Annotated in this window: 21 protein-coding genes and 3 pseudogenes; 20 read left to right on the top strand and 4 right to left on the bottom strand. The window is 69.4% G+C overall.

Annotated features, from left to right (window positions below; all coding sequences use genetic code 11):
• Positions 1–116: 116 nt before the first annotated feature.
• Both ACWEKM_RS03820 and ACWEKM_RS03815 read left to right on the top strand, forming a co-directional pair.
• Positions 117–575, top strand: a complete 459-nt coding sequence (locus tag ACWEKM_RS03820; RefSeq protein WP_451619539.1) for a hypothetical protein — start codon at positions 117–119, stop codon at positions 573–575.
• A pseudogene (locus ACWEKM_RS03815) lies at positions 572–1,180 on the top strand (polysaccharide deacetylase family protein); the annotation flags it as partial. The gene ACWEKM_RS03820 and the pseudogene ACWEKM_RS03815, both read left to right, overlap by 4 nt.
• Before the next feature lie 102 nt (positions 1,181–1,282).
• Here the strand turns inward: ACWEKM_RS03815 and tnpA are convergent.
• Positions 1,283–1,711 (bottom strand): IS200/IS605 family transposase, encoded by a 429-nt coding sequence (gene tnpA / locus ACWEKM_RS03810; protein ID WP_451619538.1) that lies wholly within the window; start codon positions 1,709–1,711, stop codon positions 1,283–1,285.
• 52 nt (positions 1,712–1,763) lie between these two features.
• Between tnpA and ACWEKM_RS03805 the strand changes: the two genes are divergently transcribed.
• The 3 genes and pseudogenes from ACWEKM_RS03805 (at position 1,764) to ACWEKM_RS03795 (ending at position 4,695) form a co-directional block, all read left to right on the top strand.
• Positions 1,764–2,963, top strand: a complete 1,200-nt coding sequence (locus tag ACWEKM_RS03805) for an RNA-guided endonuclease InsQ/TnpB family protein (RefSeq protein ID WP_451619537.1) — start codon at positions 1,764–1,766, stop codon at positions 2,961–2,963.
• A 37-nt stretch (positions 2,964–3,000) separates the two neighbouring features.
• Positions 3,001–3,924, top strand: a pseudogene (locus ACWEKM_RS03800) (acyltransferase family protein); the annotation flags it as partial.
• 75 nt (positions 3,925–3,999) lie between these two features.
• Positions 4,000–4,695, top strand: a complete 696-nt coding sequence (locus ACWEKM_RS03795; protein ID WP_451619536.1) for a demethylmenaquinone methyltransferase — start codon at positions 4,000–4,002, stop codon at positions 4,693–4,695.
• Between the two features lie 14 nt (positions 4,696–4,709).
• On the opposite strand, the gene ACWEKM_RS03790 is transcribed toward ACWEKM_RS03795, so the two are convergent.
• Positions 4,710–5,045 carry a PASTA domain-containing protein gene (locus tag ACWEKM_RS03790; protein ID WP_451619535.1) on the bottom strand — a complete coding sequence of 112 codons (336 nt, stop codon included), beginning with the start codon at positions 5,043–5,045 and terminating at the stop codon, positions 4,710–4,712.
• Between the two features lie 105 nt (positions 5,046–5,150).
• Here ACWEKM_RS03790 and ACWEKM_RS03785 point away from each other — a divergent pair, with 105 nt between their 5' ends.
• Both ACWEKM_RS03785 and ACWEKM_RS03780 read left to right on the top strand, forming a co-directional pair.
• A complete protein-coding gene (locus tag ACWEKM_RS03785; RefSeq protein WP_451619534.1) occupies positions 5,151–5,372 on the top strand; it encodes a hypothetical protein in 222 nt (73 codons plus the stop codon).
• Positions 5,373–5,434: 62 nt separating this feature from the next.
• Positions 5,435–6,718, top strand: coding sequence for a geranylgeranyl reductase family protein (locus ACWEKM_RS03780; protein WP_451619533.1), 1,284 nt, complete (start codon positions 5,435–5,437; stop codon positions 6,716–6,718).
• 67 nt (positions 6,719–6,785) lie between these two features.
• On the opposite strand, the gene def is transcribed toward ACWEKM_RS03780, so the two are convergent.
• The gene (def, locus tag ACWEKM_RS03775) at positions 6,786–7,412 is read right to left on the bottom strand and encodes a peptide deformylase (protein ID WP_451619532.1); all 627 of its coding nucleotides are present in this window, start codon (positions 7,410–7,412) and stop codon (positions 6,786–6,788) included.
• Between the two features lie 89 nt (positions 7,413–7,501).
• Between def and ACWEKM_RS03770 the strand changes: the two are divergent.
• Positions 7,502–9,239 (top strand): annotated as a pseudogene (locus ACWEKM_RS03770) (hydroxysqualene dehydroxylase).
• 54 nt (positions 9,240–9,293) lie between these two features.
• Here the strand turns inward: ACWEKM_RS03770 and ACWEKM_RS03765 are convergent.
• A complete protein-coding gene (locus ACWEKM_RS03765) occupies positions 9,294–10,157 on the bottom strand; it encodes a C40 family peptidase (protein WP_451619531.1) in 864 nt (287 codons plus the stop codon).
• 744 nt (positions 10,158–10,901) lie between these two features.
• Here ACWEKM_RS03765 and ACWEKM_RS03760 point away from each other — a divergent pair.
• From ACWEKM_RS03760 to nuoL, 12 genes are read left to right on the top strand one after another with little or no spacing between them, the layout of a single operon-like run.
• Positions 10,902–11,261 carry an NADH-quinone oxidoreductase subunit A gene (locus ACWEKM_RS03760; RefSeq protein WP_007383963.1) on the top strand — a complete coding sequence of 120 codons (360 nt, stop codon included), beginning with the start codon at positions 10,902–10,904 and terminating at the stop codon, positions 11,259–11,261.
• A gap of 14 nt (positions 11,262–11,275) precedes the next feature.
• On the top strand, positions 11,276–11,830 hold the full coding sequence (locus ACWEKM_RS03755; RefSeq protein WP_451619530.1) for a NuoB/complex I 20 kDa subunit family protein: 555 nt from the start codon (positions 11,276–11,278) through the stop codon (positions 11,828–11,830).
• The gene (locus ACWEKM_RS03750; protein WP_451619529.1) at positions 11,827–12,594 is read left to right on the top strand and encodes an NADH-quinone oxidoreductase subunit C; all 768 of its coding nucleotides are present in this window, start codon (positions 11,827–11,829) and stop codon (positions 12,592–12,594) included. The genes ACWEKM_RS03755 and ACWEKM_RS03750 overlap by 4 nt, the downstream gene beginning before the upstream one ends.
• The gene (locus ACWEKM_RS03745; RefSeq protein WP_451619528.1) at positions 12,591–13,931 is read left to right on the top strand and encodes an NADH-quinone oxidoreductase subunit D; all 1,341 of its coding nucleotides are present in this window, start codon (positions 12,591–12,593) and stop codon (positions 13,929–13,931) included. The genes ACWEKM_RS03750 and ACWEKM_RS03745 overlap by 4 nt, the downstream gene beginning before the upstream one ends.
• Positions 13,928–14,710 (top strand): NADH-quinone oxidoreductase subunit NuoE, encoded by a 783-nt coding sequence (gene nuoE / locus ACWEKM_RS03740; RefSeq protein WP_451619527.1) that lies wholly within the window; start codon positions 13,928–13,930, stop codon positions 14,708–14,710. Before ACWEKM_RS03745 ends, nuoE begins: the two co-directional genes overlap by 4 nt.
• Positions 14,707–16,056 (top strand): NADH-quinone oxidoreductase subunit NuoF, encoded by a 1,350-nt coding sequence (gene nuoF, locus ACWEKM_RS03735; RefSeq protein WP_451619526.1) that lies wholly within the window; start codon positions 14,707–14,709, stop codon positions 16,054–16,056. The genes nuoE and nuoF overlap by 4 nt, the downstream gene beginning before the upstream one ends.
• Positions 16,053–18,557, top strand: coding sequence for an NADH-quinone oxidoreductase subunit G (locus tag ACWEKM_RS03730; RefSeq protein ID WP_451619525.1), 2,505 nt, complete (start codon positions 16,053–16,055; stop codon positions 18,555–18,557). Before nuoF ends, ACWEKM_RS03730 begins: the two co-directional genes overlap by 4 nt.
• Positions 18,554–19,927, top strand: coding sequence for an NADH-quinone oxidoreductase subunit NuoH (gene nuoH, locus ACWEKM_RS03725; RefSeq protein WP_451619524.1), 1,374 nt, complete (start codon positions 18,554–18,556; stop codon positions 19,925–19,927). Before ACWEKM_RS03730 ends, nuoH begins: the two co-directional genes overlap by 4 nt.
• Positions 19,920–20,522 (top strand): NADH-quinone oxidoreductase subunit NuoI, encoded by a 603-nt coding sequence (gene nuoI, locus ACWEKM_RS03720; RefSeq protein ID WP_451619523.1) that lies wholly within the window; start codon positions 19,920–19,922, stop codon positions 20,520–20,522. Before nuoH ends, nuoI begins: the two co-directional genes overlap by 8 nt.
• Positions 20,519–21,361, top strand: coding sequence for an NADH-quinone oxidoreductase subunit J (locus ACWEKM_RS03715; protein ID WP_451619522.1), 843 nt, complete (start codon positions 20,519–20,521; stop codon positions 21,359–21,361). The genes nuoI and ACWEKM_RS03715 overlap by 4 nt, the downstream gene beginning before the upstream one ends.
• A complete protein-coding gene (nuoK, locus tag ACWEKM_RS03710) occupies positions 21,358–21,657 on the top strand; it encodes an NADH-quinone oxidoreductase subunit NuoK (RefSeq protein ID WP_023547474.1) in 300 nt (99 codons plus the stop codon). The genes ACWEKM_RS03715 and nuoK overlap by 4 nt, the downstream gene beginning before the upstream one ends.
• 15 nt (positions 21,658–21,672) lie before the next feature.
• The gene (gene nuoL, locus ACWEKM_RS03705) at positions 21,673–23,592 is read left to right on the top strand and encodes an NADH-quinone oxidoreductase subunit L (RefSeq protein ID WP_451619521.1); all 1,920 of its coding nucleotides are present in this window, start codon (positions 21,673–21,675) and stop codon (positions 23,590–23,592) included.
• The last annotated feature ends 3 nt before the right edge of the window (positions 23,593–23,595 follow it).

Raw genomic sequence — 23,595 nt, 5'->3', positions numbered from 1 at the left:
CGTGGGTAGCCGTTCGGGGAATCTCTCAGGAAAGCGACAGGCCGGCCGTTCTCTCATGGGCAGTTCACAAGAATTTCCGAGAAGAGAACACAAAAAGGCTCCCTAATATCCGGGGAATGCATTCCGAGACTGCCATCGAAAGCCGTGCCGCCGGGCGCGGTCGACGCCGCAAAGGCGGCAACGGCCCCGCCGAGGGACCCGTGTTCGTGGACACCTCCGGGCGCCGGTCGAAGGTGCTGCGCCGCATCGGCGTCCTCGTCGGCGTCGTCTGTCTCGCGTACGCGGGTGTGCTCGGCGCGGCCTTCATGGGCTGGGGCACCTCGCTCAACCCGTCTTCCCTGCTGCCCTTCGCGGGCGGCGGAAGCGGGCAGGTCCCCGACGGCTCGGGGCCGCGCGGCGGCGTCGGCCGCCAGGCCGGTCCGCCCGACGGCGCGCCGTCGGCGCCTCCCTCGGGCGCCACCACCCCGTCCTCCTCCCCGTCCTCGTCCCCCGCCTCCCCGTCCTCGATCGCGACCTCGTCCTCTTCCTCGTTCGCGTCCGCGGCGCCGACTGACCGGAACGCAGCCACCTCATGACCCGTCCGACGCCCTCCCGCGGCCGTCGCCGTGCCCCCACCCGTATGGAGCGGGCGGTCGGCCGCGCAGCCGCCCTGCAGAAGCCGCGTGTCATCCTCGCCCTGCTGCTCCTGCTCGCGCTGACCTGTGTGCTGCTGCTCGACGGCTATCTGCGTGCCGAGGTCGGCGGCGACCAGCGGGTGCGCACCGGGGCCAGTTCCAGCGACGTACCGGATGGGGTGCTCGACGGCGGTCCGATCCTCACCTTCCGGGGCGGCAGCGCGACCACCGTCTCCGTTCCGGCCAAGACCATCGCGCTCACCTTCGACGACGGCCCCGACCCGACCTGGACCCCCGAGGTCCTCAAGATCCTGCGGAAGTACGACGTTCCCGGCACGTTCTTCCTCGTCGGCTCGATGGTGTCGCGCCATCCCGGCATCGTGCGGACCATGGTCGACCAGGGCAACGAGGTCGGCATCCACACGTTCACGCACGTCGACCTGTCGTACCAGAGCGATGCGCGCATCAAGCGTGAGATGGAACAGACGCAACTCGCCCTCGCGGGCGCGGCGGGCATCACCACGACCCTGTTCCGCGCGCCCTACTCCTCAAAGACCGACGCCATCCGGTGATCTTGCGTTGGTATCCTCGGGTTCGGCCGGGGAGGGAATCGCATCTCGTTCCGGAGGCGCGTGGCGCTGGATTTCGCTTCGTCTGTGGGGTGAAGGTCAGGCGGGTTGCTGCTGGCCTTCGATGTACTGCCGGATCACGGTGAGTGGTGCGCCGCCGCAGGACCCTGCGAAGTAGGAGCGGGACCAGAAGACCGGCCCCGTCCCGGTCCGGTTGATCCGGTCCGTGTACTCGGCCCGCAGGTACCGGGAGCTGACGCCCTTGAGGCTGTTGATCAGCTTGGACAGGGCGACCTTCGGCGGGTAGTGCACCAGCAGATGCACGTGATCGGCTTCGCCGTTGAACTCCTTCAGCTCTGCTTCGAACTTGCCGCACACCTCCCGCATGATCTCTTCGCACCGCTTCAGCATGGCGTCATCGAAGACGCCGCGCCGGTGCTTCGTGACGAACACCAAGTGAGCATCGAGGCTGCAGGCGACATGGCGGCCGGTGCGAACATCGGGGTTTGGTTCCCAGCGTGGTGACATACGCCAAGTATAGTAAGGTCGTGCAAGCTGACCGGGAAAGGGGGTGGGCCGGATGCTCCGTGCGTACAAGTTCCTGATGCGGCCCACCGTGGGCCAGCAAGGCGCGCTCGCCGGGATACTGCGTGATCACTGCTCTCTCTACAACGGAGCCTTGCAGGAACGCCGAGACGCCTACCGGCACGCCAGCAGGACGACGATCCGGTACGGGCAGCAGTCCGCTCAGCTCAAGGACATCCGGGCGTTTGACCCGGAGCGTCAGGGGCGCTGGTCGTTCTCCTCCCAGCAGGCCACCTTGCGTCGGCTGGACAAGGCGTTCGCTGCGTTCTTCCGCCGGGTCGGGGCCGGGGAAAAGCCGGGTTATCCGCGTTTCCGGTCAGGCAAGCGGTTCGACACCGTGGACTTCCCCAAGGACGGCGACGGCTGCCGCTGGGACTCCACCCCGCACGACCCCGTCACCCGCGTCCGCCTCCAGGGTGTAGGGCACGTCAAGGTCCACCAGCACCGGCCCCTGGCCGGCGAGGTCAGGACGGTCTCGGTCAAGCGGGAAGGCCGCCGCTGGTATGTCATCCTGACCGCTGAGCAGGCCCAGCCCGAGCCGCTCGCGGCGACCGGCAGCGTGGCCGGCATCGACATGGGCATAGCCAACTTCCTCGCCGACTCCAACGGCGAGTTCGTGCCCAACCCCCGCCACGGGGGGAAGGCCGCCGCGAAGATCGAAGCCGCACAGCAGGCCCTGTCCCGGTGCAAGCGGGGCAGCAAGCGCCGCCGTAAGGCCGTGGAGACCGTGGCCCGGCTGCACCGCAAGGTCCGCCGCCAACGCCTGGATCACGCACACAAGACCGCGCTTCACCTCGTCCGGGAACACGACTTCATCGCGCACGAAGACCTCCTGATCCGCAACATGAGCAAGGCCCCGGCGCCGAAGCCCGACCCGGAACAGCCGGGTGGCTTCCTGCCCAACGGGGCCCGCGCGAAGGCCGGACTCAACCACTCGATCGCTGATGCCGGATGGAGGGTGTTCCTCCAGATCCTCGCCGCCAAGGCAGAATGCGCCGGACGGGAAGTGATGGCCGTGGACCCCCGCAACACCTCCCGGCGGTGCCCCGCATGCGGGCACACCGCCAAGGAGAACCGGCCCACACAGGAGAAGTTCCACTGCGTCTCGTGCGGCCACACCGCGCACGCGGACACGGTAGGCGCCCTGAACGTTCTACGGGCCGGGCTGGTCCGTCGCGAAGCCGCACCGGCATAGCGAGAAGCCCCCTCGTTTACGAGGGGGAGGAGTCACGGGGATCATGTTCGGCCTGGCCGGCACGCTGATGGCCAGGTCCCTGGAGCGGCCCGCGCTCACGGTGCTCCGAAGCCGGCTGCGCAGACTCCTCCCGCCGTTCTGGTTCTGGGGCTTCTTCGTCGTCCTCGCGATGCTGGTGCACGGCTGGCTGCCGGGCCGGGAGATCGTCTACTGGATCGTGCCGATCGGCGATCCGCCGGGCGACGCGTGGGCCGAGCAGACCTGGGAGATCCTCTGGTACCTGCGGACGTACCTCTGGTTCGTCCTGCTCTCCCCGGCCCTGCTGTGGCTGTTCCGCAGGGCGCCGGTCCCCGTGCTGCTACTGTCCCTCGCGCCCGTCTGTGTGCTGAATTTCCTCTGGTCGCCGCCGGACGGCCGGCTGGGCAGCGCCCTGTGGGACCTGTCGACGTACCTGTTCTGCTGGATCCTGGGCTTCGCGCACCACGACGGGGTGCTCCAGCGGATCAAGCCGGTCGCGGTCGTCGCCCTCTCGCTCGCCGCGCTCGGCTACGGCGCCTGGTACGCCTTCGCGCACCAGGCCGAGTTCGGCACGTACGACCTGGACGAGAACCCGCTCGCGCAGGCTTTCTGGTCGGCCGGTTTCGGCACGCTGCTGATGTGGGCGAAGGCGTACTTCCGGATCGACTTCGCCCGGCTCACCCGGCTGCGCCGGACCGACCGGCTCGTGACGGTCTTCAACGCCCGCGCGGTGACGATCTACCTCTGGCACGAGATCGCGCTCGTCCTGGCCGTGCCGCTGATCGACCGGTTCTGGGACGTGCCCGCCTTCGCGAGATATCTGCCGCTGGACAGCCAGTGGTTCCTGTTCGGCATCGGCTGGCTCCTCCTCGCGGTCTTCGTCCTGCTGTGCGGCTGGGTGGAGGACGTGGCGGCGCGGAAGCGGCCGAGGCTGCTGCCGTGACGATGCGGCGACGATGCCGTGACGACGCCGAGGGCGCCGCGCGGGCGGCACACCCCCTGCTGCCACAATGGGCGGGTGACCCGCGCATCCCTGGACAAGCAGCCGCACGAAGTCGCCTCGATGTTCGACGAGGTGGCTGAACGGTACGACCTGACGAACGACGTCCTGTCGCTCGGCCAGGACCGGCGCTGGCGCAAGGAGGTCGCGAGCGCGGTCGACGCGCGGCCCGCGCAGAAGGTCCTGGACCTCGCGGCGGGCACGGCCAGCTCGTCGCTGCCCTTCACCCGGACCGGCGCCTATGTCGTCCCCTGCGACTTCTCCCTCGGGATGCTCCAGGTCGGCAAAAAGCGCAACGCCTGGCTGCCCTTCACCGCGGGCGACGCGACGCGGCTGCCGTTCAAGGACGACACCTTCGACGCCGTGACGATCTCCTTCGGGCTGCGCAATGTGCAGGACACGGACGCCGCGCTGCGCGAGATGCACCGGGTGACCCGGCCCGGCGGGCGGGTGGTGATCTGCGAGTTCTCGCATCCCACGTGGGCGCCCTTCCGGACCGTCTACACCGAGTACCTGATGCGTGCCCTGCCGCCGGTGGCGCGGGCGGTCTCCTCCAGCCCGGACGCCTACGTCTACCTCGCCGAGTCCATCCGCGCCTGGCCCGACCAGGCAGGACTGGCCGGGCGGCTGCGCGCGGCGGGCTGGTCGAAGGTGGCGTGGCGCAACCTCACCGGTGGCGTGGTGGCCCTGCACCGGGGCTTCAAAGCGGCCTGACCCCGCAGGCGCCGCTACCGGTTGGTCATCTCGAAGGCGCCGCCCGGTTCGTTCAGTTCCCGTTGCAGCCCGCCCGCGGGCGGTCTCGGAATGCGTGGTTCGCGGACGCCACCGCCACCGTCACCCTCGCCGAGGTCGAACCACACGTACACCATGGACTCCCGCGGCACCTCGGCACCGGGCTGCGGGTACTGGCGCACGACGTAGTCGACAACCGTGCGGTGGAAATCCGGTCGGTCCGGCGCGTTGAGGAACAGGCCCTGTGCCCGGGCCCGCTCGCGCGCGTCCACGGCCATCAGGCCGACGAGGCGCGGGACGCGCACCTCGGGTGTTTTGGGTGTTATGTGCACAGATGTCACCCCCAGCGGTACTGGAAGGGTAACCCCGACGCGGACCACCCGGAAGCGCGAGGTGGCTTTCTGTGACAGACGACTACCGTCCGTCATGGAGTCGGAATGGCAGCGCGGGCCTCGTTGTGGGCGGTGACCATTGCCACCACCCTCGGCACCACTCTCGCCACCACCCTCGGCACCCCGCCGTCCACAGCCGCTCGCATGGGCGGGCACACGCAGCCGTACTACTGCCCTGCTACTGCCGTACCACCGCCGTACCACTGCCTACTACGGGAGGGTTCGGTTCTCGGGGCAGCCCTTCAGCCGGGTGATCAGAGCCGCTGAATAGACTGCCCGTGTCCAGTGCCGGTCGGCACGCACCTTTCGAACCTTGGGGAGACCCCGCCGTGACCGAGCCCCTCTCCGACAACACCGCCGATGTGATCGTCGTCGGCGCGGGGCCAGCCGGCTCCACGACCGCGTACCACCTCGCCAGGGCCGGACTCGACGTACTCCTGCTGGAGAAGACCGAGTTCCCACGGGAGAAGGTCTGCGGCGACGGCCTCACCCCGCGCGCCGTCAAACAGCTCGTGTCGATGGGTATCGACATCTCCGAGGAGGCGGGCTGGCTGCGCAACAAGGGCCTCAGAATCATCGGCGGCGGGGTCCGCCTCCAGCTGGACTGGCCGGATCTCGCCTCCTTCCCCGACTACGGGCTGGTCCGCAAACGCGACGACTTCGACGAGCAACTGGCCCACCAGGCGCAGAAGGCGGGCGCCCGGCTGTACGAGCGCTGCAATGTCTCCGGCCCGATCGTCGACGACCGCACCGGCCGCATCGCCGGCGTGACGGCCAAGCTCGGCGAGGAGAAGCGGGAAGTCACCTTCCACGCGCCCCTGGTGGTGGCCGCCGACGGCAATTCCACCCGGCTGTCCCTCGCGATGGGCCTGCACCGCCGCGAGGACCGCCCGATGGGCGTCGCGGTCCGTACGTACTTCACCTCCCCGCGTCACGACGACGACTACCTGGAGTCCTGGCTGGAACTGTGGGACCGGCGCGGCCCGCAGGACCGGCTGCTGCCCGGCTACGGCTGGATCTTCGGTATGGGCGACGGCACCTCCAACGTCGGCCTGGGGGTGCTCAACACCTCCGCCTCCTTCAAGGACCTGGACTGGCGCGAGATCCTCAAGGCATGGTGCGCGTCCATGCCGCAGGACTGGGGCTACACCCCCGAGAACATGACCGGCCCGATCCGCGGCGCCGCGCTCCCCATGGCCTTCAACCGTCAGCCGCACTACACCAAGGGCCTGCTGCTCGTCGGCGACGCCGGCGGCCTGGTGAACCCCTTCAACGGCGAGGGCATCGCCTACGCCATGGAATCCGGCCAGATCGCCGCCGAGGTCATCGCCCAGGCGCACGCGCGGGCCACGCCCGGCCAGCGCGAACTGGCGCTCCAGCGCTACCCGCGCGTCCTCAAGGACACCTACGGCGGCTACTACACGCTCGGCCGTGCCTTCGTGAAGCTCATCGGCAACCCGAAGGTCATGCAGATCGCCGCCCAGCGCGGTCTGACCCACCCGCTCCTGATGAGGTTCACCCTGAAGCTCCTGGCCAACCTCACCGACCCGACGGGCGGCGACGCGATGGACCGGATCATCAACGGGCTGAGCAAGGTGGCGCCGAAGGCATGACCCCGGGCCCCGGCCGACTCGTGCGGGTGGGCGTCCGGCCGGCTCGTGCGGGCCGGCGTCCGGCTGGCTAGCTGGTGAAGGCCGTGGTGCGGGCGGTCCGGCGGGCGAGCACCTCCGTCCGGCGGTCCGCGACCTGCCGCAGCGCCTCCCTGCGGTCCCGCTGGGAGAGCCGGTCCAGGTACAGATGTCCGTTCAGGTGGTCGGTCTCGTGGGCGAGGCAGCGCGCGAAGTACCCCGTGCCCTCGATGACGAGCGGGCGGCCGTCCCGGTCCAGGCCGCGCACCACGGCCCGGTCCGGGCGCGGCATCTCCATCACGGCGCCCGGCACGGACAGACAGCCCTCGCCCTCGTCGAGCAGCCGCCGCCCGGCCGGGTCGAGGCGGTCCGGCACGGGGTTGACGAGGTGCCCGACATGCCGGACACCGTCGTCGTCGGGGCAGTCGTAGACGAACAGCCGGAGACCGAGGCCGACTTGGTTCGCCGCGAGTCCGGCGCCCTCGGCTACGTACATCGTCAGGAACATGTCGTCGATGAGCGCGGCGAGGTCCGGCCCGAACTCGGTGATGTCCCGGCAGGGCTTGTGCAGGACCTCCTCGCCGACCTCGGTGATCCGCCGGACCGCACCCCGCCCGGCCTCGGGCGCGAGCCGCGGATAGGTGTCGACGGGCCTGCCCTGGACGAAGACGCTGGGCATCTGTTGCCTCCCTGTGTTTGTGAGGATGCTGTGGGTGACGGGACTGCGGGGTTCCGGCTTGCGGGCCCCCTCCCTACCCTCCGGTTCTCATGACAACAGAACACGCCCAGCACTTTGAGGGGCACGTCGGACACTCCCGCAGACGCTTCCTGGCCGCCGCGGGCGGGACGGCGGCCGGGGGAGCGGCCGCCGCCCTGGGGACGGCGGGACGCGCCGTCGCGGCCCCCGGCGCCGCGGGCAAGCGGGTCGTCGTTCTCGGCGGCGGCGTCTCGGGCCTCAGCGCCGCCCACGAACTCGCCGAACGCGGCTATGCGGTCACCGTCTACGAGTACTACGACGCCCTCGGCGGCAAGGCCCGCTCGATGGACGTCCCCGGCACGGGCACGGACGGCCGCAGACCGCTCCCCGGCGAGCACGGCTTCCGGTTCTTCCCCGGCTTCTACCGGAACCTGCCGGACACGATGCGCCGCATCCCCTTCCCCGGCAACGCGGGCGGAGTCCACGACAACCTCCGCGGTGGCACGGAGGCGCTCTTCGCGCGCGGCGCGGGCCGCCCCGACCTGCACTTCCCGCTGCGCCGGATCACCACCCCGCCCGCGCCCGGCGACCTCACCCCGTCCTGGATCCGCGACCAGATCCTGTCCCTCCTCGACCTCGGCACCCGCCTGCCCGCCCATGAGGCGGCCTACTTCGTCGGCCGTCTCCTGGTCCACCTCACCAGCTGCGACGCCCGCCGCGAGGGCCAGTGGGAGAAGGTCCCGTGGTGGGACTTCATCCGGGCCGGCGAGATGAGCCGCGAGTACCAGGTGCTTCTCGGCATCGGCCAGACCCGCAACCTGGTCGCCACCCGCGCCGAGATCGCCTCCACGCGCACGGTCGGCCGGGTCATCATCGAGGCCCTGCTGCTGTGGGGCCTGCTGGGCCGGGGCATGGACGGCGACGCCGACGTAGACCGGGTCCTCAACGCCCCCACGAGCGAGGCATGGATCGACCCCTGGGAGACGTATCTGCGCTCCCGAGGCGTCGACTTCGTGCTCGGCACCCGGGTGCGCGAGGTGGTCTACGAGGGCGGCCGGGTGACCGGGGTGCGGCTGGCAGCGCGGGACGGCGGCGAGGAGCGCACCGTCACCGCCGACCACTACGTCTGCGCGCTGCCCGTCGAACACGCCCGCGCGACCTGGGGACGGGCCCTGCGCGCCGCCGACCCCCAGCTGGGCCGGTGCGACGCGCTGAGGACGGACTGGATGACCGGCGTGATGTTCTATCTGCGTACCCCGACGCCCGTCGTGCACGGGCACATCAACTGCATGGACTCACCCTGGGCGGTGACCGCCGTCGGACAGGCGCAGTTCTGGGACAAGCGGGACTTCGCGCGCGACTACGGGGACGGGCAGGCTCACGACTGTCTGTCGGCCATCGTCTCGCGGGCTGAACGACTCGGGCAAGACCACGCTCACGGACGGGGACCGGCTCGGCTGGTTCATGGACCCGGCGGTGACGGGTCTGGGCGGTCCCGACCCGCAGAACCGCGAGCAGCTGCTCATCCATCCCACCGGCACGCTCTACAACCGCCCGTCGGCGAGGACCGCCGTGCCGAACTTCTTCCTCGCGGGCGACTATGTCCGCACGGACGTGGACCTGGCGACGATGGAGGGCGCCAACGAGTCGGCGCGACGGGCCGTCAACGCGCTCCTGGATGCGGACAATTCGGACGCCGAGCGCTGTCGGCTGTGGGAGCTGTTCCGCCCGCCGGAGCTGGAACCCCTCAAGCGCGTCGACGAGGTGCGCTACCGGCTGGGCCTGCCCAACACCTTCGACCTGGGATGAGGCGGAGCGGCCGCGGCCCCCGAGCGGCCGCGGCCCTTCCGGGTGCCGGTGCGCTCAGAGCACCCGCACCGCGCCGGACGGCGGGTCGTACGACAGCGGCCTCTCGACGACGCCCGAGGACGGGTTCTGCGCGCCGACGAACATGCCGTCTCCGACGTACACCCCCACGTGGTAGGCGCTGCCCGCGCCGCCCCAGTACAGGATGTCGCCCGGCTGCAGGTTGCTCAGCGAGACCTGGGTGCCCGCGGTCGACTGGTCCTGGGAGACGCGCGGCAGGCTGATGCCCACCTGCTTGAAGGCGGTCTGCACAAGCCCGGAGCAGTCGTAGGCGGACGGGCCGGTGGCGCCGGAGACATATGCCTTGCCGACCTGGGCCTTCACGAACGAGATGACCGTGGCGGCCGAACCGGTGGCCGTGGAGCTGCCGGTGGAGACGCTCGCGGAGGCACCCGAGCCGGAGTCGGAGCTGGAGCTGGAGGCAGGGGAGGAGGTGGAGGCAGAGGCGGAGGCGCTCAGGGTGGTCCGCTCGGCGGCGCGCGAGGCGCGCTCGGCCGCGGCCTTGCGGGCGGCCTCCTCGGCCTTCTTCTTCGCCGCCGCCTTCTTCTTGGCGTCGGCCAGGTCCGCCTTGGCCTCCTTCGCGGCCTTTGCGGCGGCTGCGTCGCGTTCGGCCTGGAGCTGGTAGTTCGCGGCGGCCTGCTGCGTGACCTCCGCGGACTGGGCGACCTGGACGGCCATGTCGGCCGTCAGGGTGGGCAGTTCGAGGGTCTGCGTCACGGGTTCGGCGGCGCTCGCCGAACCGGACGCACCGGCGACTGCCAGGGTGCCGAGGACGCCACCGGCAACTCCGGCCCGCATCGCGATGGTCGACGCGCTGCGGCGGGGCTTCCGGTGGCTGCGTATGTGAGCGGTGTGGGACATGGGAACTAGCGGTACCAGGGGCTCCTTCATATCTTCAAGAAACGTGTGCTGCGCCACAGTTGCTCAATCGTGACGGCGAATCCCGGGCGTGTCGTTCTTTATTGACGCCGTAACGGACATTGCGGACGCAGGTGATCAAGCCCATGATCATGGGCTTTCGTTGATACGCCCGAATTGCCCCGCGCCTACCATCGGTTTCGGCCAAGGCCAAGCCTCGCTCTCAGGCAACTCTCATCGATGTGGCGGAGGTCACGGAACGGTTACCACTGTGGTCGCGTCCGTTGTCCGGTTTGCGCCCCATCGACTTCGTGAACGCGTGCACGCGTCCACATCGCGTCCCACCCCTCCCTCCGATGTGTGAATGCGCTCCTCTATCAGTACGTCCGGTCCAATACCAATTTGCATGCAAGAGAAGTCTCTTGATATTGAGACGCCCGCTCCGGCCTGGGGTGACGAGCGAAAATGTCACCTTTGGTGATCGCTCGAACGCTTCGCGTGCGAAGATCGCCGCTCATCCGACTTCATGATCCTTCGTCAGGTGGTGGAGATCACAAAGCTCGTGCAATACCCCGTGTCGCAGATCACAGAGTGGCGGGCATAAGATGCGAGGCAGTTGGGCTTGTGACCTGCTTCACATGTTCTCGATCTTCGCCCGGGACGAGCGGGGCTCGTGGGACGGGTGGGGCGGATGTGAGCCCGATGCAACCGCCAGCAGTCAGTGCCGACTGAGAGGAGCGAGGAGCGGTGAACGCGTATGCGCCCATCCTCGTACTGGGAGCCCTCGGGGCAGGCTTTGCGATCTTCTCCGTGGTCATGGCCACGCTGATCGGGCCCAAGCGGTACAACCGCGCCAAGCTCGAAGCCTACGAGTGCGGCATCGAGCCGACCCCCACGCCGGCCGGCGGCGGGCGCTTCCCGATCAAGTACTACCTGACGGCGATGCTCTTCATCGTCTTCGACATCGAGATCGTCTTCCTCTACCCCTGGGCCGTCACCTTCGACGCCCTGGGTGTTTTCGGGCTCGTGGAGATGTTGCTCTTCGTGCTCACCGTCTTCGTCGCGTACGCGTACGTATGGCGGCGCGGCGGCCTGGAATGGGACTGAGGGGCCTTAAGGACATGGGACTCGAAGAAAAGCTGCCGAGCGGTTTCCTGCTGACCACCGTCGAGCAGGCCGCGGGCTGGGTGCGCAAGTCGTCCGTCTTCCCCGCGACGTTCGGCCTCGCCTGCTGTGCCATCGAGATGATGACGACCGGCGCCGGCCGCTACGACCTGGCGCGCTTCGGCATGGAGGTCTTCCGCGGCTCGCCGCGCCAGGCGGATCTGATGATCGTCGCTGGCCGGGTCAGCCAGAAGATGGCGCCGGTGCTGCGCCAGGTCTACGACCAGATGCCCAACCCGAAGTGGGTGATCTCCATGGGCGTCTGCGCCTCCTCGGGCGGCATGTTCAACAACTACGCGATCGTCCAGGGCGTCGACCACATCGTCCCGGTCGACATCTATCTCCCCGGCTGCCCGCCCCGGCCCGAGATGCTGATGGACGCGATCCTCAAGCTCCACCAGAAGATCCAGTCCTCCAAGCTGGGCGTGAACGCAGAGGAAGCGGCCCGCGAGGCGGAGGAGGCGGCGCTCAGGGCCCTGCCCACGATCGAGATGAAGGGGCTGCTGCGATGAGCGACGCGAACGGCACCAGCGGCGCGAACGGCACCGGCGCGAACGGCGTGAACCCCGAGAAGGACCTCGCCGCCTCCAACCTCCCCGGCCGGCGCGGCGAGGGCGGTGAGGAGATCCGCGTCCAGCGCGGCATGTTCGGCGCCACCAACGGCGGTGACACCTCCGGCTACGGCGGTCTGGTGCGTTCGGTCCGACTCCCGGGACCGGCCACCCGCCCGTACGGGGGCTGGTTCGACGAGGTCGCCGACGAACTCGAGGGCGCCCTGGAGGAGCAGGGACTCGTCCCGGACAACGCCGTCGAGAAGACGGTCGTCGACCGCGGCGAGCTGACCTTCCACATCGAGCGCGAGTACCTCGTCCAGGTCGCCCGCACCCTGCGCGACGACCCGGCGCTGCGCTTCGAACTGTGCACCGGCGTCAGCGGCGTCCACTACCCGCAGGACAAGGGCCGCGAGCTGCACGCCGTCTACCACCTGCGCTCGATCACCCACAACCGGCTGGTCCGCCTCGAAGTCAGCGCCCCGGACAGCGAGCCGCACATCCCGTCGCTGGTCGCCGTGTATCCGACCAACGACTGGCACGAGCGCGAGACCTACGACTTCTTCGGCATCGTCTTCGACGGGCACCCGGCCCTGACGCGGATCATGATGCCGGACGACTGGCCGGGCCATCCGCAGCGCAAGGACTACCCCCTCGGCGGCATCCCCGTCGAGTACAAGGGCGCCCAGATCCCGGCTCCGGACCAGCGGAGGTCTTACTCGTGAGCACGCAGTCAGCATCCGCGGCGTCGGCGGCTTCGGCGCGCGAGACCACCGAGGGCACCGTATACACGGTCACCGGTGGCGACTGGGACGAGGTCGTCCAGTCGGCGGCCCGCGCCGACGACGAACGCATCGTCGTCAACATGGGGCCCCAGCACCCCTCCACCCACGGGGTGCTCCGGCTGATCCTGGAGATCGAGGGCGAGACGGTCACCGAGGCCCGCTGCGGCATCGGCTACCTGCACACCGGTATCGAGAAGAACCTCGAATACCGGACGTGGACGCAGGGCACCACATTCGTGACGCGCATGGACTACCTGACGTCCTTCTTCAACGAGACCGCCTACTGCCTTGCCGTGGAGAAGCTGCTCGGCATCGAGGACGACATCACCGAGCGGGCCGAGATCATCCGGGTGCTCCTGATGGAGCTGAACCGGATGTCCTCGCACCTGGTGTGCATCGCCACCGGCGGCATGGAGCTGGGCGCCACCACGATCATGATCTACGGATTCCGTGATCGTGAACTGATTCTCGACATCTACGAGCTCATCACGGGGCTCAGGATGAACCACGCGTACATCCGGCCCGGCGGACTCGCCCAGGACCTGCCGCCCGGCGCGGTGGACCAGATCCGCGAGTTCGTGAAGAAGATGAAGAAGAACCTCCCGGAGTACGACAAGCTCGCCACCGGGAACCCCATCTTCAAGGCTCGTATGCAGGACATCGGCTACCTCGACCTGGCCGGCTGCATGGCCCTCGGCGCCACCGGCCCGATCCTGCGCTCCACCGGCCTGCCGCACGACCTGCGCAAGGCGCAGCCGTACTGCGGCTACGAGACGTACGACTTCGACATCCCGACCGCCGACAGCTGCGACGCCTACGGGCGCTTCCTGGTCCGCCTGGAGGAGATGCGCCAGTCGCTCAGGATCGTCGAGCAGTGCCTGGACCGGCTCCAGCCGGGACCGGTCATGGTCGCCGACAAGAAGATCGCCTGGCCCGCCCAGCTCGCCCTGGGACCGGACGGGCTCGGCAACTCCCTCGACCACATCAAGAAGATCATGGGCACCTCCATGGAGGCCCTGATCCACCACTTCAAGCTCGTCACGGAAGGCTTCCGCGTCCCGCCGGGACAGGCGTACACGGCGGTCGAGTCACCCAAGGGCGAGCTCGGGGTGCACGCCGTCTCCGACGGCGGCACCCGCCCCTTCCGGGTCCACTTCCGCGACCCGTCCTTCACCAACCTTCAGGCCATGGCGGCGATGTGCGAGGGCGGCCAGGTCGCCGACGTGATCGTCGCCGTCGCGTCCATCGACCCCGTGATGGGAGGCGTCGACCGGTGACCACCTCTTCTTCGGAGCGGGGCGTCAGCCTGGGCATGCCCGAGCTGCCCGCGCCCGCGTACCCGGACGACGTACGGGCCCGGCTGGAGGCCGACGCGCGCCAGGTCATCGCGCGCTACCCCGACTCCCGGTCCGCCCTGCTGCCGCTGCTGCACCTCGTGCAGTCGCAGGAGGGCCACGTCACGCGCACCGGGATGCAGTTCTGCGCGGACATGCTGGACCTGACCACGGCCGAGGTCACCGCGGTCGCCACCTTCTACACCATGTACCGGCGCAAGCAGTCCGGTGACTACCAGGTGGGCGTGTGCACCAACACGCTGTGCGCGGTGATGGGCGGCGACGCGATCTTCGAGACGCTCCAGGAGCACCTGGGTGTCGGCAACGGCGAGACCACCGACGACGGCAAGGTCACCCTGGAACACATCGAGTGCAACGCGGCCTGCGACTTCGCGCCGGTCGTGATGGTCAACTGGGAGTTCTTCGACAACCAGACGCCGACGAGCGCCACCCGCCTCGTGGACGACCTCCGCGCGGGACGCCCCGTCGAGCCGACGCGCGGGGCGCGCCTGTGCACCTTCAAGGAGACCGCCCGCATCCTGGCCGGCTTCCCCGACGAGCGGCCGGGGGCCGTCGAGGAGAGCGGCAGCGCGGGACCCGCCTCGCTGGTGGGCCTCCGCCTGGCCAAGGGAGAGACCGCACCCGCGCGCGTGGTCCATCCGCGAGCCCAGGAACCCCAGGACACGCCGCCCGCCGGCCAGGCCACCGAGGAGGGGGAGTGATGACGTTGGCAGCCGAACTCAAGGACCACAGCCCAGAGAAGCTGCTCGCACCCGTACTGTCGGCCTTCTGGGACGAGGACAGGTCCTGGACGCTGGACGTGTACCGAAGGCACGAGGGGTACGAGGGGCTGCGCAAGGCGCTCGCCATGTCGCCGGACGACCTGATCGCGTACGTCAAGGACTCCGGTCTGCGCGGGCGCGGCGGCGCGGGATTCCCGACGGGAATGAAATGGCAGTTCATTCCCCAGGGGGATGGAAAACCGCACTATCTAGTTGTCAACGCCGACGAATCGGAGCCCGGGACGTGCAAGGACATCCCGCTCCTCTTCGCGAACCCGCATAGCCTCATCGAGGGCATGGTCATCGCGTGTTATGCCATCAGGTCGTCGCATGCCTTCATCTATCTGCGTGGTGAAGTCGTCCCCGTTCTGCGGCGGTTGCACGAGGCCGTGCGCGAGGCCCGCGCGGCCGGCTACCTCGGCGAGAACATCCTGGGCAGCGGACTCGACCTCGACCTCACCGTGCACGCCGGCGCCGGCGCGTACATCTGCGGTGAGGAGACCGCGCTGCTCGACTCGCTCGAAGGCCGCCGCGGCCAACCGCGGCTGCGTCCCCCTTTCCCTGCTGTCGAAGGGCTCTATGCCTGCCCGACTGTGGTGAATAACGTCGAATCCATCGCGTCAGTTCCCGCCATCCTGAACAACGGCAAAGAATGGTTCAGGTCGATGGGCAGCGAGAAGTCTCCCGGCTTCACGCTCTACTCGCTCAGCGGCCACGTCGCGAGCCCCGGCCAGTACGAGGCGCCGCTCGGCATCACCCTGCGCCAGCTCCTCGACATGAGCGGCGGGATGCGCCCCGGCCACCGCCTCAAGTTCTGGACGCCGGGCGGCTCCTCCACGCCGATGTTCACCGACGAGCACCTCGACGTCCCCCTCGATTACGAAGGAGTGGGCGCCGCGGGTTCCATGCTCGGCACCAAGGCCCTGCAGTGCTTCGACGAGACGACCTGCGTCGTGCGCGCGGTGACCCGCTGGACCGAGTTCTACGCCCACGAGTCCTGCGGCAAGTGCACCCCCTGCCGCGAAGGAACGTACTGGCTCGTGCAGTTGCTGCGGGACATCGAGGCCGGCAAGGGCGCCATGACCGACCTCGACAAGCTCGCCGACATCGCCGACAACATCAACGGCAAGTCCTTCTGCGCCCTCGGCGACGGCGCCGCCTCGCCGATCTTCTCCTCGCTCAAGTACTTCCGCGAGGAGTACGAGCAGCACATCACGGGCCGGGGCTGCCCCTTCGACCCGGCCAAGTCGACGGCCTGGGCCGACCGCCCGGAGGTGAACGCATGACCGTGACCACCAGCGCTCCCTCGGACGGGGGAGAGACGGCGGTCCCGCCGGAAGACCTCGTCACGCTGACGATCGACGGGATCGAGATCAGCGTGCCCAAGGGCACCCTGGTCATCCGGGCCGCCGAGCAACTCGGCATCGAGATCCCCCGCTTCTGCGACCATCCCCTTCTCGACCCGGCCGGCGCCTGCCGGCAGTGCATCGTGGAGGTCGAGGGCCAGCGCAAGCCCATGGCGTCCTGCACGATCACCTGCACGGACGGGATGGTGGTGAAGACCCAGCTCACCTCGCCGGTCGCCGAGAAGGCCCAGCACGGCGTGATGGAGCTGCTGCTCATCAACCACCCGCTGGACTGCCCGGTCTGCGACAAGGGCGGCGAGTGCCCGCTGCAGAACCAGGCGATGTCGCACGGCAACGCCGAGTCCCGCTTCGAGGGGCGCAAGCGGACCTACGAGAAGCCCGTGCCCATCTCCACACAGGTACTGCTCGACCGTGAGCGGTGCGTGCTGTGCGCCCGCTGCACCCGGTTCTCCAACCAGATCGCGGGCGACCCGATGATCGAGCTGATCGAGCGGGGCGCGCTCCAGCAGGTCGGCACCGGCGAGGGCGACCCCTTCGAGTCGTACTTCTCCGGGAACACCATCCAGATCTGCCCGGTCGGCGCGCTCACATCGGCGGCCTACCGGTTCCGCTCCCGCCCGTTCGACCTGGTGTCCTCGCCGTCGGTGTGCGAGCACTGTTCCGGCGGCTGCGCGACCCGCACGGACCACCGGCGCGGCAAGGTGATGCGGCGGCTCGCCGCCGACGACCCCGAGGTCAACGAGGAGTGGATCTGCGACAAGGGGCGGTTCGCCTTCCGGTACGCCCAGTTGAAGGACCGGCTGGACACCCCCTTGGTGCGCACCGCGGGGGGCGAGCTGGAACCGGCGTCCTGGCCGGACGCCCTGCAGATCGCCGCCCAGGGGCTGCTGGCGTCGCGCGGCAGGACCGGCGTCCTCACCGGCGGTCGGCTGACCGTCGAGGACGCGTACGCCTACAGCAAGTTCGCGCGCGTGGCGCTCGACACCAACGACATCGACTTCCGCGCGCGCGTGCACAGCAGCGAGGAGACCGACTTCCTGGCCTCGCGGGTCGCCGGCCGCGGCCGTGATCTCGACGGTACGGGTGTCACGTACCGCTCGCTGGAGAAGGCGCCCGCCGTCCTGCTGGTCGGGTTCGAGTCGGAGGAGGAGGCGCCCGGCGTCTTCTTGCGGCTGCGCAAGGCGTGGCGCAAGCACAAGCAGCAGGTGTTCTCGCTGGCCACCCACGCCACCCGGGGCCTGGACAAGACCGGCGGCACGCTGCTGGCCGCGGCTCCGGGCACCGAGACCGAATGGCTGGACGCGCTCGCCAGCGGCTTCGGCCTGGAAGGGGCCGGGACCGGGGCGGCCGAGGCGCTGCGCGCCGAGGGCGCGGTGATCGTCGTCGGTGAGCGGCTGGCCGGGGTCGCCGGCGGACTCACCGCCGCCGTGCGGGCCGCATCCGCGACCGGCGCCCAGCTGGTGTGGATCCCGCGCCGGGCCGGGGAGCGCGGGGCGATCGAGGCGGGCGCGCTGCCGGCGCTGCTGCCGGGCGGACGCCCGGCGACCGACCCGCGCGCGCGTGAGGAGGTCGCGGCGGCCTGGGGCCTGTCCGAACTCCCCGACCGCTACGGCCGCGACACCGGTGAGATCGTGGCGGCCGCCGCGAACGGCGAACTGCAGGCGCTGCTCGTCGCGGGCGTGGAGATCGCCGATCTGCCCGACCCGGCACGCGCGCGTGCGGCACTGTCCGAGGTCGGCTTCGTGGTGTCGCTGGAGCTGCGGCCCAGCGAGGTCAGCGAGCACGCCGACGTCGTCCTCCCGGTCGCCGCGGTCGCCGAGAAGGCGGGCACCTTCCTCAACTGGGAGGGCCGGGTCCGTTTCTTCGAGGCCGCGCTCAAGCCCGACCAGATGACCCGGCGGCTGCCGCCGACCGACGCGCGCGTGCTGCAGATGCTGGCCGACGCCATGGACGTCCACCTGGGCCTGCCGGATCTGCGCACCACGCGCACGGAACTGGACCGGCTCGGCGCCTGGGACGGGCCGCGGGCCGCCGAGCCGCTGGAGACGGCGGTCACGCCGCTGCGTCCGGCCGCCGGTGAGGCCCTGCTCGCCGGGCACCGGCTGCTGCTCGACCAGGGTGCCCTCCAGCAGGGCGACGAGGCACTGGCCGGAACCCGGCACGCGGCACGCGTACGCGTGTCGGCCGCGACGGCCGCCCAGGCGGGCGTCGCGGACGGTGGCCTGCTCACCGTGACCGGTCCCGCCGGAGCCGTCGCACTCCCGCTCCAGGTCACCGAGATGCCCGACCGGGTGGTGTGGCTCCCGCTGAACTCCGTGGGCGGCGGCGTCGCCTCCGACACCGGGGCCCAGCCCGGCTCCCTCGTTCGCATCGGCCCGGCGACGCCCGCCGACCAGGCCCCCAAGGAGGTGGAGGCATGAGCCCCTACTTCGCCGCTGAAGACCTTTCGATGTTCGGCACCGACCCCTGGTGGCTGATCGTCGTCAAGGCGGTGTTCTGCTTCGCCTTCCTGATGGTGACCGTGCTGTTCTCCATCGTGTGGGAGCGCAAGGTCGTCGCCTGGATGCAGTTGCGCATCGGCCCCAACCGGCACGGCCCCTGGGGCATGCTCCAGTCGCTCGCCGACGGCATCAAGCTCATGCTCAAGGAGGACGTCGTCGTCAAACGCGCGGACAAGGTGGTCTACGTCCTCGCGCCGATCGTCGCCGCCATTCCGGCGTTCATGGCGATCGCGGTGATCCCCTTCGGCCCGGCCGGCAACGAGATCTCGATCTTCGGCCGGCGCACCACGATGCAGCTCACCGACCTGCCGATCGCGATGCTCTTCATCCTCGCGGTCGCCTCGGTCGGCATCTACGGCATCGTCCTCGCCGGCTGGAGCTCCGGATCGACCTACCCGCTCCTCGGCGGCCTGCGCTCCTGCGCGCAGATGATCTCCTACGAGATCGCCATGGGCGCGGCGTTCGCCTCGGTGTTCCTCTACTCGGGGTCGATGTCGACGTCGACGATCGTCGAACGGCAGCACGACCAGTGGTACATCGTGCTGCTGCCGGTCTCCTTCATCCTCTACATCGTCACGATGGTCGGCGAGACCAACCGCGCCCCCTTCGACATGCCGGAGTCCGAGGGCGACCTGGTGGGCGGCTTCAACACCGAGTACTCGTCGATCAAGTTCGCGATGTTCATGCTCGCCGAGTACGTGAACATGGTGACGGTCTCCGCCGTGGCGACCACGCTCTTCCTCGGTGGCTGGCGGGCCCCGTGGCCGATCAGCACGTTCTGGGAGGGCGCGAACCACGGCTGGTGGCCGATGCTCTGGTTCGTCGTCAAGGTCCAGTTGCTGCTGTTCTTCTTCATCTGGCTGCGCGGCACGCTCCCGCGCGTCCGCTACGACCAGTTGATGAAGCTCGGCTGGAAGGTCCTCATCCCGGTCTCCGTGGTGTGGCTGATGCTCGTCGCCTCCGTGCGGGCCCTGCGCAACGAGAACTACAACTTCACCGACATCGTCCTCTACGTGGGCGGCGCCGTCCTCACCCTGCTGATCCTGTCCTTCGTCTTCGACATGTTCATGGAGAAGGCGAAGGCGGCCGAGCAGCCGGACGGGGAACCGGTATTCGACCCGATGGCGGGCGGATTCCCGGTGCCGCCGCTGCCCGGACAGGAACTGCCACCGGTGCCGAGGCGCCGCCCGCGCCGTGAGCGGGAGCTGATTGTCAGTGGCGGGGCGGACACTGTCAGTGACGGATCTTCGGACGGATCTTCGGATGGAAAGGAGGCGTCCGATGGCTGAGGAGCCCAAGGAGACCGAGCCCGGTTTCCTTAACCCCGTGGCCGGCTTCGGCGTGACCTTCAAGGCCATGTTCAAGAAGCGGCTGACCGAGCAGTACCCGGAGCAGAAGAAGACCACGGCCCCGCGGTTCCACGGACGGCACCAGCTCAACCGTCATCCGGACGGCCTGGAGAAGTGCGTCGGCTGCGAGCTGTGCGCCTGGGCCTGCCCCGCCGACGCCATCTACGTGGAGGGCGCCGACAACACCGACGAGGAGCGCTACTCGCCGGGCGAGCGGTACGGCCGTGTCTACCAGATCAACTACGCCCGCTGCATCCTGTGCGGTCTGTGCATCGAGGCGTGCCCCACCCGCGCGCTCACCATGACCAACGAGTTCGAACTGGCCGACTCCAGCCGGGCCAACCTCATCTACACCAAGGAGCAGCTGCTCGCCGGTCTCGACGAGGGCATGGTCGACACCCCGCACGCGATCTTCCCGGGCATGGACGAACAGGACTACTACCGCGGGCTCGTCACCGAGGCCGCGCCGGGCACCGAGCGCCAGGTCGCCGTCTCCAAGGGCGAGAAGCCCGAGGACGAGGAGGTGGAGGCATGACCGCCCAACTCGCCGCGTACACCACCTCCACCGGGGAGGCATTCCAGTTCTGGGTGCTCGGCACCGTCGCCGTGCTCGGCGCCCTGGGCACCGTCTTCATGAAGAGGGCCGTGCACAGCGCGCTCTGCCTCGCCGGAACCATGATCGTCCTGGCGGTGTTCTACCTCGCCAACGGCGCCTACTTCCTGGGCATCGTGCAGATCATCGTCTACACCGGCGCGATCATGATGCTGTTCCTGTTCGTGGTGATGCTCGTCGGCGTGACCGCGGCGGACTCCCTGAAGGAGACCATCAAGGGACAGCGCTGGCTGGCCCTCCTGTGCGGGACCGGCTTCGGCATCCTGCTGTTCGCGGGCATCGCGAACGCCTCCCTGAAGCAGTTCAACGGCACCGGCAGGGCGAACGCGAACGGCAATGTGGAGGGCCTCGCCTCCCTCATCTTCACCAAGTACGTCTTCGCCTTCGAAATCACCGGCGCGCTGCTCATCACGGCCACCGTCGGCGCCATGGTGCTCACCCACCGGGAGCGCACCGAGCGGGCCAAGACCCAGCGCGAGCTGGCCGAGCAGCGGGTGCGCGAGGGAGCGCACGTGCCGCCGCTGCCGGCCCCCGGTGTCTACGCCCGGCACAACGCGGTGGACATCGCGGGACTGCTGCCCGACGGCACCCCGTCCGAGCTGACGGTCAACAAGACGCTGCGCGAGCGCGGCCAGATCCGTGATGTGTCGGCGGAGGCGCTGGGCGACCTGCGCGCCCTGGAGCAGCGCGCCGAGGAGCGGCTGGAGCGCACCGAGAGCGAGCCGTCGAACTCCAGGCGGTCGAAGGAGGCGTCGAAGTGAACCCCGTCAACTACCTCTATCTCGCCGCCCTGTTGTTCACGATCGGCGCCACGGGCGTGCTCATCAGGCGCAACGCGATCGTCGTGTTCATGTGCATCGAGCTGATGCTCAACGCGTGCAACCTGGCGTTCGTCACCTTCTCCCGGATGCACGGCAATCTCGACGGCCAGATCATCGCCTTCTTCACGATGGTCGTCGCCGCCGCGGAGGTCGTGGTCGGGCTCGCGATCATCGTGTCGCTGTTCCGTACCCGCCACTCGGCCTCGGTCGACGACGCCAGCCTGATGAAGCTGTAAGGGGCGCTGGACCGTATGAACGCAGAGAACCTGATTGCGCTGCTGATCGCGGCGCCCCTGCTCGGAGCGGCCGTCCTGCTGGTCGGCGGCCGGCGCCTGGACGCCGTCGGCCACTGGGTCGGTACGCTCCTGTCGGCGGCCTCCTTCGTGATCGGCGTGGTCCTCTTCGCCGACCTGCTCGGCAAGGACGCCGAACACCGCACGCTCACCCAGCACCTGTACAGCTGGATCCCGGTCGAGGGCTTCCAGGCGGACGTCGCCTTCCGCCTCGACCAGCTGTCGATGACGTTCGTCCTGCTGATCACGGGCGTCGGCTCGCTGATCCACCTGTACTCGGTCGGGTACATGGAGCACGACGAGCGGCGCCGCCGCTTCTTCGGCTATCTGAACCTGTTCCTCGCGGCGATGCTGCTGCTCGTCCTCGCCGACAACTACCTGCTGCTGTACGTCGGCTGGGAGGGCGTCGGTCTCGCCTCCTACCTGCTGATCGGCTTCTGGCAGCACAAGCCCAGCGCGGCGACCGCGGCGAAGAAGGCATTCCTGGTCAACCGCGTCGGCGACATGGGCCTGTCGATCGCGATCATGCTGATGTTCGCCACCTTCGGCACCTTCGCCTTCGGCCCGCTGCTCGGCACCCACGCCGAACCCGGTCTGGCGGGCGGCGCCACCGAGGGCAAGCTCACCGCGATCGCCCTGATGCTGCTGCTCGCCGCGTGCGGCAAGTCCGCCCAGGTGCCGCTGCAGTCCTGGCTCGGGGACGCGATGGAGGGCCCGACCCCGGTCTCGGCCCTCATCCACGCGGCGACCATGGTGACCGCCGGCGTGTATCTGATCGTCCGCTCGGCGGCGATCTTCAACGCCGCGCCGGACGCGCAACTCGTCGTCACCGTCGTCGGCGCCGTCACGCTGCTGTTCGGAGCGATCGTCGGTTGCGCGAAGGACGACATCAAGAAGGCGCTGGCCGGTTCGACGATGTCGCAGATCGGCTACATGGTGCTGGCGGCGGGCCTCGGCCCGATCGGCTACGTCTTCGCGATCATGCACCTGGTGACGCACGGCTTCTTCAAGGCCGGGCTGTTCCTCGGCGCCGGTTCGGTCATGCACGGCATGAACGACGAGGTCGACATGAGGAAGTACGGCGGTCTGCGGACGTACATGCCGGTCACCTTCATCACCTTCGGCCTCGGCTACCTCGCCATCATCGGATTCCCGGGCCTGTCCGGCTTCTTCTCCAAGGACAAGATCATCGAGGCGGCCTTCGCCAAGGGCGGCACCGAGGGCTGGATCCTCGGCGGTGCGGCCCTGCTCGGCGCGGCCATCACCGCGTACTACATGACCCGCGTGATGCTGATGACGTTCTTCGGGGAGAAGCGCTGGCAGTCCGACGAGAACGGTAACGGACCGCACCCGCACGAGTCGCCCGGGGTCATGACGATCCCGATGATCGTGCTGGCCGTCGGCTCGGTCTTCTGCGGCGCGGCCTTCAGCATCGGCGACCGGTTCCTGCACTGGCTGGAGCCCGTCACCGGCCACGCGCACGGTGATTCGCCGGTCAGCGCCCTCACCGTCACCCTCTCCACGATCGTGGTGCTGGTGATCGGCGTCGCGATCGCCTACGCGCAGTACGGCCGCCGTCCGGTCCCGGTGGTCGCCCCGCGCGGCTCGCTGCTCACCCGGGCCGCCCGGCGCGACCTGCTCCAGGACGACTTCAACCACGTCGTCCTGGTCCGCGGCGGAGAGCACCTGACCCGCTCGCTGGTGTACGTCGACCACACCCTGGTCGACGGGGTCGTCAACGGCACTGCGGCCGGCTTCGGCGGCCTCTCCGGGCGGCTGCGCCGACTGCAGAACGGCTTCGCGCGCAGTTACGCGGTCTCGATGTTCGGCGGTGCGGCACTCCTGGTCGCCGCGACCCTGCTGATGAGGGCGGTCTGATAC

The sequence above is a fragment of the Streptomyces sp. NPDC004752 genome (assembly GCF_053601275.1).
The sequence above is the reverse complement of the archived record's forward strand: the minus strand, read 5'-3'. Positions and strand labels throughout refer to the sequence as shown.

What these genes read in the sequence shown, in the direction of transcription:
- ACWEKM_RS03820 (WP_451619539.1), top strand. Translation starts at nt 117, where the DNA reads ATGCATTCCGAGACTGCCATCGAAAGCCGTGCCGCCGGGCGCGGTCGA.
- tnpA (WP_451619538.1), bottom strand. Translation starts at nt 1,711, where the DNA reads ATGTCACCACGCTGGGAACCAAACCCCGATGTTCGCACCGGCCGCCAT.
- ACWEKM_RS03805 (WP_451619537.1), top strand. Translation starts at nt 1,764, where the DNA reads ATGCTCCGTGCGTACAAGTTCCTGATGCGGCCCACCGTGGGCCAGCAA.
- ACWEKM_RS03785 (WP_451619534.1), top strand. Translation starts at nt 5,151, where the DNA reads ATGGCAGCGCGGGCCTCGTTGTGGGCGGTGACCATTGCCACCACCCTC.
- def (WP_451619532.1), bottom strand. Translation starts at nt 7,412, where the DNA reads ATGCCCAGCGTCTTCGTCCAGGGCAGGCCCGTCGACACCTATCCGCGG.
- ACWEKM_RS03765 (WP_451619531.1), bottom strand. Translation starts at nt 10,157, where the DNA reads ATGTCCCACACCGCTCACATACGCAGCCACCGGAAGCCCCGCCGCAGC.
- ACWEKM_RS03755 (WP_451619530.1), top strand. Translation starts at nt 11,276, where the DNA reads ATGGGACTCGAAGAAAAGCTGCCGAGCGGTTTCCTGCTGACCACCGTC.
- ACWEKM_RS03750 (WP_451619529.1), top strand. Translation starts at nt 11,827, where the DNA reads ATGAGCGACGCGAACGGCACCAGCGGCGCGAACGGCACCGGCGCGAAC.
- ACWEKM_RS03730 (WP_451619525.1), top strand. Translation starts at nt 16,053, where the DNA reads ATGACCGTGACCACCAGCGCTCCCTCGGACGGGGGAGAGACGGCGGTC.
- nuoH (WP_451619524.1), top strand. Translation starts at nt 18,554, where the DNA reads ATGAGCCCCTACTTCGCCGCTGAAGACCTTTCGATGTTCGGCACCGAC.
- nuoI (WP_451619523.1), top strand. Translation starts at nt 19,920, where the DNA reads ATGGCTGAGGAGCCCAAGGAGACCGAGCCCGGTTTCCTTAACCCCGTG.
- ACWEKM_RS03715 (WP_451619522.1), top strand. Translation starts at nt 20,519, where the DNA reads ATGACCGCCCAACTCGCCGCGTACACCACCTCCACCGGGGAGGCATTC.
- nuoL (WP_451619521.1), top strand. Translation starts at nt 21,673, where the DNA reads ATGAACGCAGAGAACCTGATTGCGCTGCTGATCGCGGCGCCCCTGCTC.